This window comes from Sporosarcina sp. NCCP-2716, assembly GCF_023707985.1.
Taxonomy (GTDB): Bacteria; Bacillota; Bacilli; order Bacillales_A; family Planococcaceae; genus Sporosarcina.
Map to the genome: position 1 here is coordinate 14,203 of NZ_BRCF01000011.1, position 17,875 is coordinate 32,077.

At 56.1% G+C, this 17,875-nt stretch carries 20 protein-coding genes and 1 tRNA gene; 1 reads left to right on the top strand and 20 read right to left on the bottom strand.

The window, feature by feature from the left end; all coding sequences use genetic code 11:
* The first annotated feature begins 197 nt into the window (after window positions 1-197).
* Window positions 198-271 (top strand) — tRNA-Met (locus NFU03_RS14395).
* Between the two features lie 426 nt (window positions 272-697).
* Here the strand turns inward: NFU03_RS14395 and NFU03_RS14400 are convergent.
* The 20 genes from NFU03_RS14400 to veg form a co-directional block, all read right to left on the bottom strand.
* Window positions 698-1,117, bottom strand: a complete 420-nt coding sequence (locus tag NFU03_RS14400; protein WP_251639813.1) for a S1 domain-containing RNA-binding protein — start codon at window positions 1,115-1,117, stop codon at window positions 698-700.
* Window positions 1,118-1,248: 131 nt separating this feature from the next.
* Entirely contained in the window at window positions 1,249-1,668 is a 420-nt protein-coding gene (locus tag NFU03_RS14405) for an FtsB family cell division protein (protein ID WP_251639815.1), read from the bottom strand.
* A gap of 55 nt (window positions 1,669-1,723) precedes the next feature.
* The gene (gene yabQ, locus NFU03_RS14410; RefSeq protein ID WP_251639817.1) at window positions 1,724-2,191 is read right to left on the bottom strand and encodes a spore cortex biosynthesis protein YabQ; all 468 of its coding nucleotides are present in this window, start codon (window positions 2,189-2,191) and stop codon (window positions 1,724-1,726) included.
* The gene (gene yabP / locus NFU03_RS14415) at window positions 2,188-2,484 is read right to left on the bottom strand and encodes a sporulation protein YabP (RefSeq protein WP_251639819.1); all 297 of its coding nucleotides are present in this window, start codon (window positions 2,482-2,484) and stop codon (window positions 2,188-2,190) included. The genes yabQ and yabP overlap by 4 nt, the downstream gene beginning before the upstream one ends.
* Window positions 2,485-2,569: 85 nt before the next feature.
* Window positions 2,570-2,860: an RNA-binding S4 domain-containing protein gene (locus NFU03_RS14420; RefSeq protein ID WP_251639821.1), complete on the bottom strand. Its 291-nt coding sequence runs from the start codon at window positions 2,858-2,860 to the stop codon at window positions 2,570-2,572.
* Entirely contained in the window at window positions 2,857-4,320 is a 1,464-nt protein-coding gene (gene yabN / locus NFU03_RS14425; RefSeq protein ID WP_251639823.1) for a bifunctional methyltransferase/pyrophosphohydrolase YabN, read from the bottom strand. Before yabN ends, NFU03_RS14420 begins: the two co-directional genes overlap by 4 nt.
* A 4-nt stretch (window positions 4,321-4,324) precedes the next feature.
* Window positions 4,325-5,914 (bottom strand): putative polysaccharide biosynthesis protein, encoded by a 1,590-nt coding sequence (locus NFU03_RS14430; protein ID WP_251639825.1) that lies wholly within the window; start codon window positions 5,912-5,914, stop codon window positions 4,325-4,327.
* A gap of 122 nt (window positions 5,915-6,036) precedes the next feature.
* Entirely contained in the window at window positions 6,037-6,573 is a 537-nt protein-coding gene (spoVT, locus tag NFU03_RS14435; protein ID WP_251639827.1) for a stage V sporulation protein T, read from the bottom strand.
* Between the two features lie 82 nt (window positions 6,574-6,655).
* Window positions 6,656-10,189 carry a transcription-repair coupling factor gene (mfd, locus tag NFU03_RS14440; protein ID WP_251639828.1) on the bottom strand — a complete coding sequence of 1,178 codons (3,534 nt, stop codon included), beginning with the start codon at window positions 10,187-10,189 and terminating at the stop codon, window positions 6,656-6,658.
* A 78-nt stretch (window positions 10,190-10,267) separates the two neighbouring features.
* The gene (locus NFU03_RS14445; RefSeq protein ID WP_251639829.1) at window positions 10,268-10,483 is read right to left on the bottom strand and encodes an anti-sigma-F factor Fin; all 216 of its coding nucleotides are present in this window, start codon (window positions 10,481-10,483) and stop codon (window positions 10,268-10,270) included.
* Window positions 10,484-10,541: 58 nt separating this feature from the next.
* Window positions 10,542-11,111 (bottom strand): aminoacyl-tRNA hydrolase, encoded by a 570-nt coding sequence (pth, locus tag NFU03_RS14450; protein WP_251639830.1) that lies wholly within the window; start codon window positions 11,109-11,111, stop codon window positions 10,542-10,544.
* Window positions 11,112-11,185: 74 nt separating this feature from the next.
* Window positions 11,186-11,827: a 50S ribosomal protein L25/general stress protein Ctc gene (locus tag NFU03_RS14455; protein WP_251639831.1), complete on the bottom strand. Its 642-nt coding sequence runs from the start codon at window positions 11,825-11,827 to the stop codon at window positions 11,186-11,188.
* A 101-nt stretch (window positions 11,828-11,928) separates the two neighbouring features.
* A complete protein-coding gene (locus NFU03_RS14460; RefSeq protein ID WP_251639832.1) occupies window positions 11,929-12,888 on the bottom strand; it encodes a ribose-phosphate diphosphokinase in 960 nt (319 codons plus the stop codon).
* 15 nt (window positions 12,889-12,903) lie between these two features.
* Window positions 12,904-14,277 carry a bifunctional UDP-N-acetylglucosamine diphosphorylase/glucosamine-1-phosphate N-acetyltransferase GlmU gene (gene glmU, locus NFU03_RS14465; protein ID WP_251639833.1) on the bottom strand — a complete coding sequence of 458 codons (1,374 nt, stop codon included), beginning with the start codon at window positions 14,275-14,277 and terminating at the stop codon, window positions 12,904-12,906.
* A gap of 199 nt (window positions 14,278-14,476) precedes the next feature.
* Window positions 14,477-14,755 carry a septation regulator SpoVG gene (gene spoVG / locus NFU03_RS14470; protein ID WP_251639834.1) on the bottom strand — a complete coding sequence of 93 codons (279 nt, stop codon included), beginning with the start codon at window positions 14,753-14,755 and terminating at the stop codon, window positions 14,477-14,479.
* A gap of 157 nt (window positions 14,756-14,912) precedes the next feature.
* Window positions 14,913-15,287, bottom strand: coding sequence for a RidA family protein (locus tag NFU03_RS14475; protein ID WP_251639835.1), 375 nt, complete (start codon window positions 15,285-15,287; stop codon window positions 14,913-14,915).
* Window positions 15,284-16,117, bottom strand: coding sequence for a pur operon repressor (purR, locus tag NFU03_RS14480; protein ID WP_251639836.1), 834 nt, complete (start codon window positions 16,115-16,117; stop codon window positions 15,284-15,286). The genes NFU03_RS14475 and purR overlap by 4 nt, the downstream gene beginning before the upstream one ends.
* 58 nt (window positions 16,118-16,175) lie before the next feature.
* Window positions 16,176-17,039, bottom strand: coding sequence for a 4-(cytidine 5'-diphospho)-2-C-methyl-D-erythritol kinase (gene ispE / locus NFU03_RS14485; RefSeq protein WP_251639889.1), 864 nt, complete (start codon window positions 17,037-17,039; stop codon window positions 16,176-16,178).
* Between the two features lie 178 nt (window positions 17,040-17,217).
* Window positions 17,218-17,403, bottom strand: a complete 186-nt coding sequence (locus NFU03_RS14490; RefSeq protein WP_251639837.1) for a small, acid-soluble spore protein, alpha/beta type — start codon at window positions 17,401-17,403, stop codon at window positions 17,218-17,220.
* A 125-nt stretch (window positions 17,404-17,528) separates the two neighbouring features.
* Window positions 17,529-17,795, bottom strand: a complete 267-nt coding sequence (gene veg, locus NFU03_RS14495; RefSeq protein ID WP_025783693.1) for a biofilm formation stimulator Veg — start codon at window positions 17,793-17,795, stop codon at window positions 17,529-17,531.
* Window positions 17,796-17,875 lie beyond the last annotated feature (80 nt).

The window sequence follows — 17,875 nt, forward strand, 5'->3', positions numbered from 1 at the left end:
CTTCCTGACACCTGGTCCTAAAAACATTTCGACGGTTTCCGGGGATGTTTTTTCGGGTCGCGGATGAAGGATAGATCGGACTCCGGGACAGGCTGCGTCTTCTTTTCTGAAAAAGTCTCGGGAAACCGTTGACAAGTTCTTCTGCTCTCTGTATGATGTAAAGGGTCGCAAAGATGAACTTTGCGGATCATCCATTTGGCGGTGTAGCTCAGCTGGCTAGAGCGTACGGTTCATACCCGTGAGGTCGGGGGTTCGATCCCCTCCGCCGCTATATTGTATCGTGTGAAAGGATCTGTCGAAATGACAGATCCTTTTTTTGTGTGCTTGGGTTTTGATACAGCGGATGCCCCGGGAGAGTGCGGGATTGCTCATAAAACCGGGGGAACCGCTCATAAATTCCTGAAAACGCTCATAAACCTCGGAAAACGCTCATAAATTCTGCAAACCGCTCATAAATCCTGCAAACCGCTCATAAACCTCAGCAAACCGCTCATAAATCCCGCAAACCGCTCATAAACCTCAGCAAACCGCTCATAAACTGCCCAATGCGCTCATAACAACGAGCCGACCGACACACCGCCAGCAAGAAAAAGCTGAGCGTGCGCCCAGAAGGCACATGCTCAGCTCTCGATATATAAGACATTTTTTTTGTATTGAAACAGCTCGCGAGGGTCGGTAACAACCTTATTCGTACACGTCAGCCTCTGCGTGCTCCGCGGCCTCCGCGTTTTGACTCGGTTGCGCGCTTAAGTGTCGTGAGGCGTTCCTCGCTGTCCTTCATGAATTTCGCCATTTTCTGCTCGAAATTCTCCGGACGCTCCGGCGGACGTCCTCCCTGACGAGGGCGTGATGGTCGCTGCGGGCGCTGCGGCCGTTCGGATTCCGGTTTCGCTTTCCGGATCGACAAGCCGATCTTGCCGTCTGAACCGACGTTCATGACTTTCACTTCAACTTTGTCGCCGACTTTTAAATGATCGTTAATATCCTTGACGTAGTTGTCCGCCACTTCACTGATGTGGACAAGTCCTGTTACGCCGGTCGGCAATTCAACGAATGCCCCAAAATTTGTAATCCCTGTCACTTTACCCTCTAATTTGCTGCCTACTTCAATTGACATAAAAAAAATGCTCCTCCTTAGAATTTAAGCGGGCTCCCCTTCTTCAGGAGCCTAGCAACCGTTTTTACGGGTCCTGCCTGCGCAAGATTCCTACTTTCATTATATCCAACAAAAAAAGAGTGTCAATAAGACTACTCTTTTCCGCCGTCTTTTTTGTCCATTTTTTTCTTTCCTTCCGGCAGGGAGAAAATGATTTCACCCTCATTCGAAACGAAATACTCTTTCCGGGCCAATTTCGCGATGTACTCTTCGTCGTCCAATTTCAGCAGCTGTTTCTTGAGCTGCTCCTGTTCGCCCGTCTTCGCGGCGAGCTGTTCGATCAGTTGCTGTTTCTCCTGCTGCTTCGCAGCCAGCAATTCCTTCTGCTGGTGATTGTAGCCCGCAATGCCGCCGAATGTGACGACTGCAATGATGGCGAAGGCCAGCAATTTCAGCTTCAGCCGTTTCTTCTGCCTGCGGCGCCAGTCTTCTTTGCGTTGCATGGAGCGGACATATTCAGTTTCAATCGATGCAACGGATGAGGAATTTTGCTTCCTTGCCTTTTGCTCCATCTCCTGTACAGCCCCCTCAACTACAATTTTACAGCTGGTCTATTTCCATTATACGTCACTCGGGCTTTTTTTTGAAGCGAAAGTTGACAAGCCGGCGGTATAGATAACGGAACGGTCCTATGAGGACGTACACCACTGCAAAAAGGATGCGGAAGACACTGCGGATTCCCCAGGCGATCAGACGGATCAGCCACACAATCGGACGGATGAACAGCAGGACGGCCAGCCTTCCGATCAGTCGGAACGGCCGATGGAACAGGCTGGCGTACAGCAGCAGCCCAGCCAGCTGGGCGAGCGGATCGTACATCCGCCACTCGCCGGCCCGGAATTCGAAGAGCACGGCAAAGGCGAAACAGCCTGCGAGCAGCCAGCCGGCTCCCTCCAGCCAGCCGGAGACCCGCCGGACCGCCGATGATTTCCCGGTCTGTGCGATGCCCGTGCCGATCATATCCATGAACGCGCCTGCGATGATTCCGGAGCCGATCATCGCAAGCAGGCTGACGAACTGGCCGGAAATGCTCATCCGAACAATTTATGGAGGAAGTTACGGGAGCCTGTCTCTTCTTCGTCGTACTGGAGCGTGCTGACGGAACCTTCCAAGGTAAGAAGGCCTTTGTCGACATCCAAGTGGACGATGCGTAACTCTTCTCCTTTGATGGTCAGCATTCCTTGGGAGGTCCGGACGAGAAACTCTTCCTGGTCGAACCGGTCGATCGTCTTGACGGATGTCAGGTCCATCCGTTTCCGATTGCGCATCGTGACGACGTGATCCCCGGATGGAATCGTGTAGGCTGGGCTTTCAGTTTGGATTTGCATAGTCTGTCCCCCTGTCGAATTTGTACACTGCCATCCTATGCACGTCCAACAAAAAACATGACAGGAAACCTCCTGTCATGTCTGTTCAGTCTTCGTCGTCCACGAACTCCGGCTCCACTTTGTCGAGCTTTTCCTCTTTGACGATCGTATACATCGTCGCGGCATCCTCTTTTTTCGTCGATGCCTTCAATTCGTTCACAGTGACAGTGACGATCTTCTGGCCGAAGCGGATCGCGAGTTCCTGACCCGGCGCCACGTCGGATGACGCTTTGGCGACTTTGCCGTTGATGGTGATGCGGCCCTGGTCCGCGACTTGCTTCGCGAGTGTCCGGCGTTTGATCAGCCGTGACACTTTCAAGAATTTATCGAGTCTCATGTCAAGTTCCTCCTGTTCCGTTTGGCTTCCTGCCAAAATTGTTCGAGCTCGTCCAGCGTATAGTCGCTGAACTCCCCGCGCCCGGCGGCGACCGCCTGTTCGATGTAGGCGAACCGGGTCTGGAATTTCCTGTTGGCGTGCTGCATCGCTTCTTCCGGTGACAGTTTCAGGAAGCGGGCGATGTTGACGAGGGTGAAGAATACGTCGCCGAGCTCATCCGTCCGGGAATCCTGCGTGCCGTCCGCGACTTCGTCCTTGAACTCCTGCCATTCCTCTTCGAACTTCGCAAAGGCCCCGCTGACGTCATCCCAATCGAATCCGACGCGGGCAGCAGCTTTTTGATAATTAAAGGAGGTCAGCAGCGATGAACCGGTCAGCGCCTGTCCGTCGAGCAATGACGTCCGCTCCGGTTTTTCCGCGGCTTTGATGGTCTGCCAGTTGGCGAGGACCTCTTCCGCGTCGGCCACGTCCGTTTCGCCGAACACGTGCGGATGTCGGCGGATCATCTTGTCTCCCACCGCAGACAGCACGTCCTCGATGGAGAAGTAGCCTTCATCTTCACCGATCTGCGCGTGCAGGAACACTTGCAGCAGCACGTCGCCGAGTTCTTCGACCAGCCCCTCGTCGTCTTGCCGGTCGATGGCGTCGATCACTTCGTGCGCTTCTTCGATCAGATACCGTTTCAGCGATTCGTGCGTCTGTTCCCGGTCCCACGGGCAGCCTTCCGGACCGCGGAGCTCCGCGATGATCGCCCGGAACGTCTGCCATTCCTTCAGCCGGCCCGTCTGTTGCGGCACAGGCGGCACGTAGACCGTCGTCAAGTTGTCGATTTCCGTGCTGCGGTCAAGATCCACGAGAGGGACGGTGCGGACTTGCTCCGCGGAAGTTCCAGCTGCCGTGACGATCGTAACAGGATGTTCGACATCATACTTTTCGAGCAGCGTCAGTTTCACGTCGGAAGCGACGAACGCATCGTACACTTGGCCGATCAGGACGTGCTGCCCCATCATGACGGCATCCTGATGGAGATCCGTCGCGTCCAGCAGCTGAAACCCTTCGATCGGATCAATGCGCAACGCAGTGAAGACAGGATCGAGGAAACTGCTGCCTCCCGCGATGTCCAGTTCGACTCTGCCGGCTTTCTCCTCTTCGATCAGCAGCTGGACCGTCCGCTCTGCGACGAGCGGATGGCCCGGGACCGCGTATGTAACCGGACCGTGCGCCGCCATGTCGAGCAGGCGGCTGACAATTGTCTTGTAAACGGCATCGAACGCATCATTCGATTCGTACACGTCATCGAAACTGCGAAGCTGCACCCTTTCCGCCTTCAGTTCATCGACCGCCGGATGCTGATCCGTCCGGACGATCAGCGTCTCCGCCGCTTTCAGTTTCCGGTAGACTCCGAGCGGCAGCTGATCGAGCTCCCCGGCTCCGAGTCCGATTATCGTTATTGTATGCATACATTCACCTTCTCTTTTTTGTCAGGACCAGCTGCAGGCGCGCCAGGTGTTTCCCGAACGGCAGCAAGTACCAGTCCTTTTCCGCCAATACGCGGACTTTCATGAGGATGGATAAAAAGACAGAAGCGCCGATCGCTACTGCCGGCAGCGCCGCCAGTGCAGCGGTTGTCCGGCTTCCTGCATAAGGCCCCGCAGCACCGATGAAAGCTGTCCACGCCAGCACAGCAGCGGCCATCGCTGCCGCGGCCACTGTCAGCCAGCCGTAGAAACGGGCCGGTGCCAGGCGGGCCGGCCACTGCTGCTTGAAACGGACGAGCAGGCCGGCAGCTGTCACGGCGAACCCCAGGTTGCCGGCGAGCGCCGCCCCTGTAATGCCGAAACGCGGGACAAGCAGCACATTCGCAAGAACCTTGACCGCAAGCCCGATCAGCAGCCATGCCGCAGGAATCTTTCCGGAACCCGCGCCCTGCAAAATCGCACAGAGCGGCAGCACGAGGGACAGCCAGAAAATCTGCAGGCAGAAGATCGCCAGGGCTCCGGATCCTTCAGCGGTCTCGAACAGCAGGACATTCACGGATGGAAGCAGCAGCGCGAGCCCGAGGGCGGCGGCTATGCCGAACAGGACGGCGACCCGGTACGTCAGCTGGACGAACGGCCACGAACCGCGCGTGCCCTGTTTTGCCGTATGATGGGCAATCAGCGGGACGATCGCCATGGCAAGCGTCGTCGCAACGAGGCTGCCGAGCTGAAGAAGCGGCTGTCCGCGGTCATAGACCCCTTTCAGCGTCATGGCGGCCGATTCAGCCATCCCGGAAGTCGTCAGGACGTTCAGGATGGTGAACGCATCCGCCAGCTGATACAGCAGCAGGATGAGGGAGCTTGCGCTGAGACTGAGGCTGACGACCGTCAGCTCCCACAGAACGTGCCGTTTGTCGATGGCGACGGGCACCGTTTTTACGGAAGACCGGCTCCAGGCCATCAGGATTGCAATACCTGCCGCCTGGCCGGCGACAGTCCCGAATACGGCGATCTGCCCTGTTGTATAGAGTGAAGCGCCGGATTGCACGGCGATCCAAGTGCCCGCCAGTATGATCGCTACCCGGATTCCTTGTTCCCCAACACCCGACACAGCTATCGGCATCATGTCGCCCCTCGATTGGAAAGCACCTTTGTAGACGGCGAGCAGCGGCATGACGAGCAGGATATAGGCACCCGTCCGCAGAAGCGGAGCGAGCTGTCCGTCACCCATGAGTTCGGCCACAAGCGGAGCCCCTGCTGTCAGTGCAGCAAAAGCGATCACGCTCAGCACGCCCATGTAAAGGAAAGACAATTTCAAGATGGCCCGCTGTTCTCCCGGATCCTCCGTTCCGGCAAGAAGTTTCGAGATGGACACCGCCGCCCCGTACGTCGTCCAGATGACGAAGATGCCGATGACCGGATACACCTGCTGGTAAATGTAGAATCCTTTGTCACCGACCAGGTTCTGGAACGGCACCCGGTAGACCGCCCCGAGCATTTTGACAATCAGGGCGGACACTGTCAGGACCGACGCGCCCTTCATGAATGTTTTCATGTTCCAATCGGCTGCTGCCATGCTGAATCCTCTTTCGTTGTATGGATGGTGTCCATTATACCATTGCGGGCGGCAAACAACAGCCTCGCGGAATGCACGAAAAAACCTGCACTACCTGAAACACTTCAGGTGGTGCAGGCGGATCACTGTTCCATTTGTTTGGCCAGAAAGAGCGCAGCCGTCTCAGCCGTCTTCTGTTCCGCTTCGCCGATGAAATGCACTTTCGACAGTAAATAGATGGCGCCGATCGTGTCACCGTTCACGACGATCGGCGTCACGCAATACGACTTCACGTGTTCTGTCTGTCCGGGCACCCACTCAACGGTCTTCTCCATCTTTTCCGTCACCATCGTCCGCTTCGTCAGCAGCTCTTCCGCATCGCTGGACACTTGCCGATTCAAGTATTCTTTCTTCGGCAGGCCGGAGACTGCGATGATTTCGTCGCGGTCACTGATAAGAACGGGCGTGCCGAGCGTCTGGTACAGGGTATCTGCGTATTCGGCTGCAAACTGCCCCAATTCGGAGATGGGTGAGTATTTTTTCAAGATCACTTCGCCGTCACGATCCGTGAATATTTCCAGCGGATCGCCCTCACGGATGCGGAGCGTACGCCGGATCTCTTTTGGAATGACCACTCTGCCCAGGTCATCGATTCTGCGGACAATACCGGTTGCCTTCATGCATGATGCCTCACTTTCTTATTGAAATCCGCTTTACGGTCTCAGTATGCTTCATGCATGGGCATTTTATGCAGTCGCGGGACTAACCGGCATGGACGTCGCTCGTTTCTTTCCCGGCATCCTGCAGCAGGCGCATCACCGATTCCAAAACGTCGAACTCGGTCTGTTTGCCGAGCTTGCGGTCGTCGATCGAAATGACGAGGTCGCCGTCGTCCATCGTGAAGCCGATCGCCCGGCCGAACACCATCGTCTCCGACACGAGTTTCGCGCCGTCCGTCTTCGCCGTCCCGGATGCCGAGAAACGGATTTCGATGACGGAATGCCGCTTTTTGATGGACGCGACGCCTGCTGTTTTCCCCCATGCCTTCAAGCGGCCGATGCGCAGCAGGAGCTCCGCTTCGTACGGCAGGTCGCCGAACCGGTCCGTCATCTCATCCCACAGCTCGTTGAAATCCTCTTCGCCTTCCATCGCTTTCACCCGCTTGTACATTTGGATCTTCTGATAACCGTCCTTGATGTACGTATCCGGCAGATAGGCGTTGAGCGGCAGTGAGATTTCGAGATCAGGCTTGTCTTCTTTCGAGATGCCTGTCTGTTTTTCTTCCACGGCCTCCTGGAGCATCTGGGAATACAGGTCAAACCCGACCGAGTCGATGAAGCCGTGCTGCTGGGAACCGAGCAGGTTTCCGGCCCCGCGGATCGACAAGTCGCGCATGGCAATCTTGAAGCCCGATCCGAGTTCGGTGAATTCCTTGATGGCCTGCAGCCGGTTCTCCGCCACTTCGGTCAGCACTTTGTCACGCTCATAAAGAAAATACGCATAGGCAACCCGGTTCGACCTGCCGACACGCCCCCTCAGCTGATACAGCTGGGAGAGACCCATCCGGTCCGCGTCGTGGACGAGCAGCGTGTTGACGTTCGGGATGTCGATGCCGGTCTCGATGATCGTCGTCGTCACAAGGACGTCGTATTCGCCTTCCAGGAAACTGAGGATCACTTCCTCGAGCGCAGCTTCACCCATCTGGCCATGGGCGAAGGCGACCCGGGCTTCCGGCACGAGCTGGCGGATTTCATCGACTTTTTTCGTCATGTCGTCCACCCGGTTGTACAGGTAGAACACTTGGCCCCCGCGCGACATTTCCCGTTCGATCGCTTCCCGCACGAGCGCCATGTTGTTTTCCATGACGTACGTCTGCACAGGGAACCGGTTCGCTGGCGGCGTTTCGATGATCGACAGGTCCCTGACGCCGATCATCGACATGTGGAGCGTCCGCGGAATCGGGGTCGCAGTCAATGTCAGGACATCGACGTTCGTCTTCAGCTGCTTCAGCTTTTCCTTGTGTGTCACGCCGAACCGCTGCTCTTCATCGACGATCAGCAGGCCCAGGTCATGATAAACAACATCTTTCGACAGCAGGCGGTGCGTGCCGACGACGACGTCGACCGTGCCGTTCTTCAGTCCTTTTTTCGTTTCGGTCTGCTGCTTCTTCGAACGGAAGCGGTTCAACAGCTCGACTTGGATCGGGAAATCGGCGAACCGGGACTTCATCGTCTCATAGTGCTGCTGGGCGAGTATGGTGGTCGGCACGAGGAAGGCGACCTGCTTGCCGTCCGAAACCGCCTTGAAAGCGGCTCGGATGGCGACTTCCGTCTTGCCGTAACCGACGTCCCCGCATAGCAGACGATCCATCGGGCGTTCTTTTTCCATGTCCTGCTTCACTTCCGTGATGGAGCGCAGCTGGTCGTCCGTCTCTTCGTACGGGAAAGCGTTCTCGAACGACCGCTGCAGATCGTCGTCCTGCGAGAAGGCGAAGCCTTTCTGTGCTTCCCGTTCTGCGTAGAGCTTGATGAGATCATCCGCGATATCCTTGACGGCAGCGGTGACTTTCGTCTTCGTCTTCTTCCATTCCGCCCCGCCGAGCTTGTGGAGTTTCGGCTCTTTGTCGCCGGACGCGACGTATTTCTGGACGAGATCGATCTGGTCGGCAGGGACGAACAGCTTGTCTTCCCCGCGGTAACGGATGTCCAGATAGTCCTTGCTGACACCGCCCACTTCCAGCGTGACGACGCCGTAGTATTTACCGATGCCGTGCTGGACGTGGACGATATAATCACCGGGCTTGATCTCCGAATAGTTCTTGATGCGTTCCGCGTTCGAGACTTTCTGCGGCCGTGCTTTCCGTCTCGGCTTCCCTTTGAACAGTTCGCCGTCTGTGATGACGACGAGCCGCTGCATCGGCAGTTCGAATCCGGCGTGCAGGCTCCCGTCAAGGACGGTGACCATACCTTCTGCTGCCGCGCTGCCGTTCTCTGTCGCCTCGATGTCGTAATCCGCCAAGATCGACTGCACCTGATCTGCCCGCTCCCGGCCTTCCGCGAGTACGAAGACATTGTATTTCCCGTGGTGCCAGCGCTCCATTTCCGCTTTCAGCAGCGGCATCTGACCGTGGAACTCCTGCATCGGCTTGCACGAGTACGACATCACTTCCTTGACGGTGATGCCCGGCAAGGTCCTTGTGAAGAGCGATGTGTACAGTTTCATTGCGTTCAATGCTGCGTGCACTTCCGCAAACGGGACGGACAGCACCGCATCGTGCACGAGCTTGCCTTCTTCGAGCAGGGAGAGCCGCCACTCCTCCTCGTCCTTTTCGAGCATGGCCGCGCTTTCCTGGATACGGTTGATTTCATCGAAAACGACAAGGGCTTCTGCCGGCAAGTACTCGCCGAGCGTCGTCACTCCTTCCCCTGCGAATCCGGCGTATTTCCCCATGTTTTCCGGCTGGACGCCTGCACGCATCAGTTCGATGTCGCCCGAGATGCTGTACAGCAGGTTCTCCTTCACCGTCTCGTCCTTCACCTTCTTCAGACTCTTTGCAAGGGCGTCTTCCAGCCTGTCCGCAATCACATGCAGGTCCGCTGCTGTCCAGGAGAACTCCGTCGCCGGCAGCAGTTCGATGCGTTCCAGCTTGTCTTTTGAACGCTGATCTTCAGCAGAGAACGTCCGGATCGAGTCGATGTCGGTATCGAACAGTTCGATGCGCACAGGATCATCCGCCGTCAGCGGATAGACGTCCAGGATGCCTCCCCGCAGGGCGAATTCGCCGGGTGCGGTGACCATGTCTTTGCGGGCATAGCCCATGCCGGACAGCCGCTGAAGCCAGCTGTCCGTGTCGATTGTGTCGCCGACTGCAGCAGAGAGCGTGACGCCGGCAAAGCGGTCCTTCGCCGGCAGCAGTTTCTTCAGGCCTGCGACCGGTGTGATGTAGATGCCTGTTCCTTGTTCGGCCAAGTGGCTGAGTGTATCGATACGCCCTGCCCGCAATTCGTAACTGGCAAACGCGAAGTCGGCGGCGATGAGCTCTTCAGCCGGGTACAGATGGACAGAGTCCTCCCCCAGCTGTTTGACCAGGTCATCATATGTACGCTGCGCCTGCAGCATGTTCGGTGAAACGATGAGCATCGGCCGGGCTGAGTCCTGCTGGAGTGTCTGGAAGAACAGTGTCTTGGCGCCGCCAGTCAGTCCTGTCAGCAGCTGACGGTCGCGGCTCTGATTCAATTCACTTGTCAGTTTCTCGATGTCTGCGGTCTTGCGGTAATAGCTTACTAGTGAATCCATTCGAATCCGTCCCTTCTTCCTGAAATGCATAAGCACAAAAAGCTTTGCACACCCCGGACAGGCGCCAAAGCCAGGCCTCTACTGAAGCCACTTTTCAACTGTATAATACTCCGGAAACTCCCGCAGCGACTGTTCGCACTGGTCGCAGATGCAGCGGACTTCGACGGTCCCTTCATCGGTTTCGTGCAGGAAGCGCCGGTCTGTCCGCTGGAGTTCAGCGATCGTTTCCTTGACTGAAGCAAACGGGATCATCCCGATTTCGGTGCTGCAATGCCTGCAGCGGTAAGTCACCATGCAGCTCAACGCCTTTCGTTTGTACATGCTGTACAAGTATAGGCCGGCTGAGGGCTGCTTATGCCTGTGCTCCATTGAATTCGTTCATCACTTCTACAAACGGACGATCGAGCCACGACCGGCAGGCGGATGCACTGCGTTCGACCGCATCCCGGATGAGCGGCAGTTCTTCGTCACCGAACCGGCTCAGTACATAATCGGCCACACCCATCCGTCCGTCCGGCCGGCCGACGCCGATCCGGATCCGGTTGAACGTATCCGTGCCTAAGTGGGCGATGAGGGATTTCATGCCGTTATGGCCGCCGGCTCCGCCTTTCGCCCGGAGGCGCAGCTTGCCGGGAGCCAGGTCCAGATCGTCATAGATGACGACGACGTCAGAATCATCGACTTCGTAATAATCCATCAGCGGCCGTACACATTCACCGGAAAGGTTCATGTAGGTGAGCGGCTTGACGAGCATCACTTTTTCCGCCCCGACATGCACCGTCGTGAACAGACCGTTGAACTTCGTCTGTGCGGGCGGTGCGCTGAGCTGCTCCGCCAGCAGGTCGATCGCGTGGAAGCCGACATTGTGGCGGGTCATTTCATATTGTTTACCCGGATTTCCGAGCCCTATGATCATTTTCATGGGAACGCTCTCTTTCTATTGAAAAATCGTGAAACGTAAAAAACAAGCGCACGGCGTGCCGTGCGCTCTTTTCCTTATTGTTGGCTGTCGTCGCCTTTTTCAGATACTACTTCAGGCTCAGCAGTTCCGCCGGCCGTCTCGTCATCAAGTGCGTCGAGCTCCTCTTCTGTACGAGGTGCTGATACGAGGACGATCGTCTCGTCATCTTCGTTCAGGATTTCGTATTTCGCCCCTTCACGCAGATCGGAGACTTGGATCGCTCCGCCGATTTCGAGTTTGGACACGTCGACTTCGATGTGCTCCGGAATATCGGACGGTTTCGCTTTCACTTTCAGTTCCCAGAGCGGCTGCTGGACGACACCGCCTGCCTTCTCTCCCGGGGAGTCGCCTGTCAGGTGGATCGTCACATCGACTTCGAGTTCTTCCGCCATGTTGATGGCCAGGAAGTCCGCGTGCTCGACTTTGCCTGTCAGTACATCCGCCTGGTAATCGCTGAGCATGACATCGATATCCTGTCCGTCCACAGCCAGTTTGAACGCACCGTTACGGCCATGCTTCTGCACGGTCTTTAGGAGATCGCGTTCATCCACTGTGATCGGTGTGGCTTCCGTTTTGAATCCGTATACGACAGAAGGGACTTTCCCTTCCTGACGCAGCTGACGCAATGCTGATTGTGGTGCAGTTTCACGTTTCTCTGACTGTAATGCTGTACTCATATGTTTAGTCCCCTTTTCATGAAAGTTTTCCTACATAGTAAATACCCGTTACAAGACATTCCAAACCCTATCTACACGTTCCAGCAAGCGCGGCTGCCGGATCAGTCGAACAGTGTGCTGACTGATTTTTCCTCGAACACGCGGACAATCGCATCGCCGATCAGGCGCGCTACGGACAGCTGCTTGATCTTCGGTGAGTTTTTATCTTCAGGGAGTTCGATCGTATTGGTGATGACCAATTCCTTGATCTGCGAGTCGTTGATGCGCTGGATGGCCGGACCTGACAGCACCGGGTGTGTACAGCAGGCATAGACTTCCTTCGCACCGGCTTCCACGATCGCATTCGCTCCCGCCGTGATCGTACCTGCCGTGTCGATGATGTCGTCGATCAGGATGGCGATTTTTCCGTCCACCTGGCCGACGATATTCATCACTTCGCTGACGTTCGGCTTCGGACGGCGTTTGTCGATGATGGCGATCGGCGCCTTCAGGCGGTCCGCCATTTTGCGCGCGCGGGTCACACCGCCGTGGTCAGGCGAGACGATGACGATATCGTCTCCTTTGAATCCTTGGTTCTTGAAGTGGTCGGACAACAGCGGAACAGCAACCAGGTGGTCGATCGGGATATCGAAGAACCCTTGGATCTGCGGTGCATGAAGGTCCATGGCGATGACGCGGTCCGCTCCGGCTTTCTCGAGGAGGTTCGCAACGAGTTTCGCCGTGATCGGCTCACGGGAACGCGCTTTGCGGTCCTGGCGCGCATAGCCGTAATACGGCATGACGACATTGATCGTCCGTGCGGAGGCACGGCGCAGGGCGTCGATCATGATCAGGAGTTCCATGAGGTTGTCGTTGACAGGATATGACGTCGATTGGATGACGAATACATCACAGCCGCGGATGCTTTCTTCGATGTTGATCTGAACTTCTCCGTCACTGAACCGTTTTACGGAACACTCGCCGAGCGGGCAGCCGATGAAGTCCGCGACCTCTTTTGCCAGCGGTTCGTTTGCATTCAGTGTGAAGAGTTTCAGTTTGTGGTTCGGATATTGATTGCCCATGATGGACCTCCTGTTTTATCGTTTAGAGTTTAGTTTCGCTGCGTAGCCTTCTTTGTTCTCCTGACGCGCGCGCGCGATGGCGAGTGAGTCTGCCGGCACATCTTTCGTTACAGTTGAGCCTGCTGCGACATACGAGCCTTTTCCTACCGTGACGGGTGCGACTAAGTTCGAATTGCAGCCGATGAAAGCATCGTCTTCAATGACTGTCTTGAATTTGTTCTTGCCGTCGTAGTTGACGGTGATCGAACCGCAGCCGATATTGACGGCGGAACCGACTTCCGCGTCGCCGATATAGCTGAGGTGGGACACTTTGCTGCCGTCGCCGAATGTCGACTTCTTCACTTCGACGAAGTTGCCGACTTTGACATGATCGCCGAGATCCGATTCCGGACGGATGTGGGCGAACGGCCCGACAGCGGTCTCCGAACCGATCCGGCTCGACTTGACGACGGAGGAATGGATTGTTGTGCGGTTCCCGACTTCGCTGTCGATGAGATGGCTGTTCGGTCCGATCACGCATTCCTCACCGATCACCGTATTGCCCTCGAGGACAGTGCCGGGCTGAAGGACGGTGTCCCGGCCGATGACCGCATCCGCACTGATGACGGTCGTTTCCGGGGAAATGATCGTGACGCCGTTGCGCATGTGCGTTTCCGCAATACGGCGGCGCATGACCGCTTCCGCCTGGGACAGGACGACCCGGTCATTGACACCGAGTGTTTCGCTGAAATCCGCGCATGCATAGGCCCCGATGAGTGCACCTTCCGATTGCAGGATACCCACCACATCAGGCAGGTAGTATTCGCCCTGCGCGTTATCGTTCTTCACTTTCTTCAGCGCATCGAACAGCGCCCGGTTGTCGAAGCAGTACGTGCCGGTGTTGATCTCCCGGATGGCCTGTTCTTCCGGTGAGGCGTCTTTCTGTTCGACGTTCCGCAGCACTTCACCACGTTCTCCGCGGATGATGCGGCCGTATCCTGCAGGATCTTCCGCGATGGCGGTCAGGATTGTCGCTTTGGCGCCCAGTTCCCGGTGGTTGCGGACGAGTGCTTCCATCGTTTCAGAGCGGATCAGCGGCGTATCCCCGCAGATGACAAGCGTCGTTCCGTCCAGGTTGCCGAGGAGCTGCTCCGCCTGCTGTACAGCATGCGCCGTGCCGAGCTGTTCCGCCTGCAGGACGTATTCACTTTTTGCACCGAGGGTCTCTTCGACCTGTTCGGCACCGTGTCCGACGACGGTGACGACACGGTCTGCGCCAATGCCCCTGACGTGATCGATGACGTGTTCGACCATCGGTTTCCCGCAAACGGGGTGGAGCACTTTGTAGAGTTTCGATTTCATGCGTGTGCCTTGGCCTGCTGCCAGAACAATAGCATATGTATGTGTCATGAGCTGTCCCCCATCTTTGATTTCCTATTTGACTATAGCCGACATAGCAGCGTTTTTCAACTATCGTCACTTGACAATCCATACGCAGTGTCCTATTATTAATGGCATTTTTTGCAGCTCCCGGCGGCCCGGCGCGCGTAAACAGAGCCGCAAGCAGGTAGGCTCGCGGCTCTGTGACAATTTAACGACATCTTCACGTTCAGACGGTGGCTCCTTCGAAAACCTCTTCTTCCGCAAAATAGGCCTGCAGCACAGCGTCCTGGACTTTCGATCGGGATTCCGGGTTGATGGGATGCGCGATATCGCGGAACTCCCCGTCCGGCGTCCGTTTGCTCGGCATGGCGACGAACAGACCCGCATTCCCTTCGATGATCCGGATATCGTGAATGACAAATTCCTCGTCGATCGTGATGGATGCGATCGCCCGCATCCTGCCATCGGTCTCCACTTTACGTAAACGCACATTCGTAACTTGCATATGCCTTTCCATTCCCCTTTCTTGCAGACGTGTTCTAGTATAGATTCTACATAGGAAGGGAAAATCCTTTTTCAAATTTAAATTTTTCCGACTATTTGAAGCGGCGGAAAAAAGCGGCTCCTGCGGTGCAAGGCATCGCGGAACCGGCTTTCGACGATTATTCAGCTTCTGCTACGACTTCGATCTCCACTTTCACGTCTTTCGGGAGACGGGCGACTTCCACGGTGGACCGGGCAGGCGTATGATCTCCGAAATGCTTCGCATAGACGTCATTCAGCGCTGCGAATTCGTTCATGTCCTTGATGAAAACTGTCGCTTTGACGACTTTGCTGAGGGATGATCCCGCTTCAGCCAGTACCGCTTTCAAGTTTTCGAATACTTGGTCTGTCTGTTCTTCGATGGTCGTTCCGGCGATTTCACCAGTCGTCCGCAATGGGATCTGGCCGGATGTGTACACCAGTCCGTTCACTTTCACTGCCTGCGCGTAAGGGCCGATCGCTGCCGGCGCTTTGTCGGTTGCTATGTAGTTCATGCTCCCTCTCCACCTTCCGAGAAATAGTTGCCTTCTTCAAGCTCGATTGTCCGGTCCTGCTCATTCACCTGACGCAGTTTCACCAGGGAACGGTATTTTTCCACGAGCACCTTTTCCGAATGCTCGGATTCCACCAGCACGGCTGCACCTGCCAGTTCACAGCCGAACTCTTCCACGAGGTTCCGCATGCCGAGCATCGTGCCGCCCGCTTTCATGAAATCATCCGTGATGAGAACGCGCTGTCCGCTCTTCATGCTCCGTTTCGACAGCACCATCGTCTGGATGCGCCGTGCGGATCCGGAGACGTAGTTGATGCTCACCGTGGAGCCTTCCGTCACTTTGCTGTCCCGCCGTACGATGACGACCGGTACGTTCAGATGATGGGCGATTGCATGGGCGATCGGTATCCCCTTCGTCGCCACCGTCATGATCACATCGATCTGCTGATCCGCGAACGCGGTCGCAAACAGACGGCCCACTTTGTCGATGAGCTGCGGATTGCCGAGCAGGTCGGTCATGTACAGATAGCCGCCGGGAAGCAGCCGATCCGAATGGCTGAGCTCCTCGATCAGCTGACGGATGACGCCGTGTGCCATGTCATCCGATACCAAAGGAATGTATTTCACGCCGCCGGCTGCCCCGGAGACCGTCAGCAGTCTTCCGGCTCCGCTCTCTTCAAATGTCTCTTTTACAATGGTCAGGTCTTCGCTGATCGAAGACTTCGCTGACTGGAAACGTTCAGAAAAAACAGTGAGCGGAATGAGCTGGTGAGGGTGTTCCAACAGATGGCGTGTCATCTCGACGAGACGTTCACTCCTCTTCCACTTCATGTCCAACAACTCCTAAAACCCGAATATTATAAGACAAGACTACCATAATCATCTGTTTTTAAGCAAGATGGATCCGTTCTCCCATCATTCGTACTGCGTAGACTTCCGGACAGAACCCTTTCAGCCCGTTGTAGACACGGGCCACTTGTGATTCGTGCTGCACAAATCCGAAGACGGTCGGACCGCTGCCGCTCATCAGGACGGCATCCGCGCCGAACTTCAGCATCTGCTCTTTCAGGACGGCGACTTGTGGGTGGAGCTGCATCGTGACCGGCTCGAGCGCATTCCCGAGCTGGCGGCACATGGCACCGTAATCAGCCGTTTCCAGGGCAGCCATCATACCGGCAGTGTCGGGATGCCGGATAGCCGAGACGTCCAGGCCGCCGTAGATATCAGCCGTCGAGACGGAAATGGCCGGCTTGGCGAGGAGGACCCAGCAATTCGGCGGGGCCGGCAGATGCCGGATCTGCTCCCCCCGGCCGGAGGCAATCGCTGTGCCGCCGTATACGCAGAAAGGGATATCCGAGCCGATCTGCGCGCCGAGCTCCGCCAGCTCGTCCAGCGTCAGGCCGAGGTTCCAGAGCCGGTTCAGGCCGCGCAGTGTCGCGGCAGCATCCGAACTGCCGCCCGCCAGCCCTGCTGCCACTGGGATGTTTTTGTCGAGGGTGATCTCGACGCCGTGCGAGATATGGCAGGTCTTCCGTAAAAGGTCGGCTGCCTGCCAGGCCAAGTTCCGTTTGTCGTTCGGGACATACCGCTCCGACGAACGGATGGTGATGCCGCGGTCCAGCGGTTTCAGCCAGATCCGGTCTGCCAGATCCACCGTCGTCATGATCATTTCCACTTCGTGGTAGCCGTCCGGCCGTTTCTGTAAGACGTCGAGCGTCAAATTGATTTTTGCGGGCGCTTTTTCAGATATCATACTCATCTGGCTGCCTCCATTCCAACTTCATTGTTCCCCATTTTACCATAGGCACCCCGGTGCGTGCCCGGTTTCTGCAAAGAGGAACGGAAAAAAAGCCGGGCCAGCACAGATGTGCAGAGCCGCGGCTTTCCTTGTCAGCCATTCGTTGGATTTGGGTCGTGCAGTAGTGTTCCTCTTAGTGCGGCCGTTCGTTGTCCGCGATTCCCCGTCCTGCCATCTCAATCGCACGTTTCACCATGTTGCCGGCATCCCGCGATTTGATGCCTCCCCACCCTTCACGCTGGACGACATCGTAAAATCCAAGTTCTTTTGCAATTTCTTCTTTCAATTGCTCAGACATTACGCCATTTCGTTTCGCCATTCAGGTTTCCTCCTTATGGGCTGACAAGGATAGTGTAGCCGCGGCGCACGAAAAAACACCCCGTAAAACTTTCCAGAAGAAAGTTCAGGGTGTTCTGATGAAGTGTTCTGGTGAAAATAAGAGTGCTATTTAATCTCGAACGCTGTGGTGTCTCCACCGTCCAGTATCGTTATTTCAACCGCTTCGGTCAAAATATCCGCATAACTGTATGATACCCGTTCAAACGCATTTTCGTCCTGATCAAGTTCCACTACAAATACTGCACGATACGTGTCACGAAGGATTCCAGCTCTTTCGATCGTCTTCTTACGACCGCCGTTTGCACGAAGGTGCAGACGTTTTCCCAAGTGAGCATCCAATGACTTTTTAATGTCCGCTAATGTTTTTGGCACGTCGCTTCCACCTCACTGTGTATTATCATAACACAGTTAAAAGGTTCTGTCAATTAAAACTTTAAATTTTAACAGGTTGA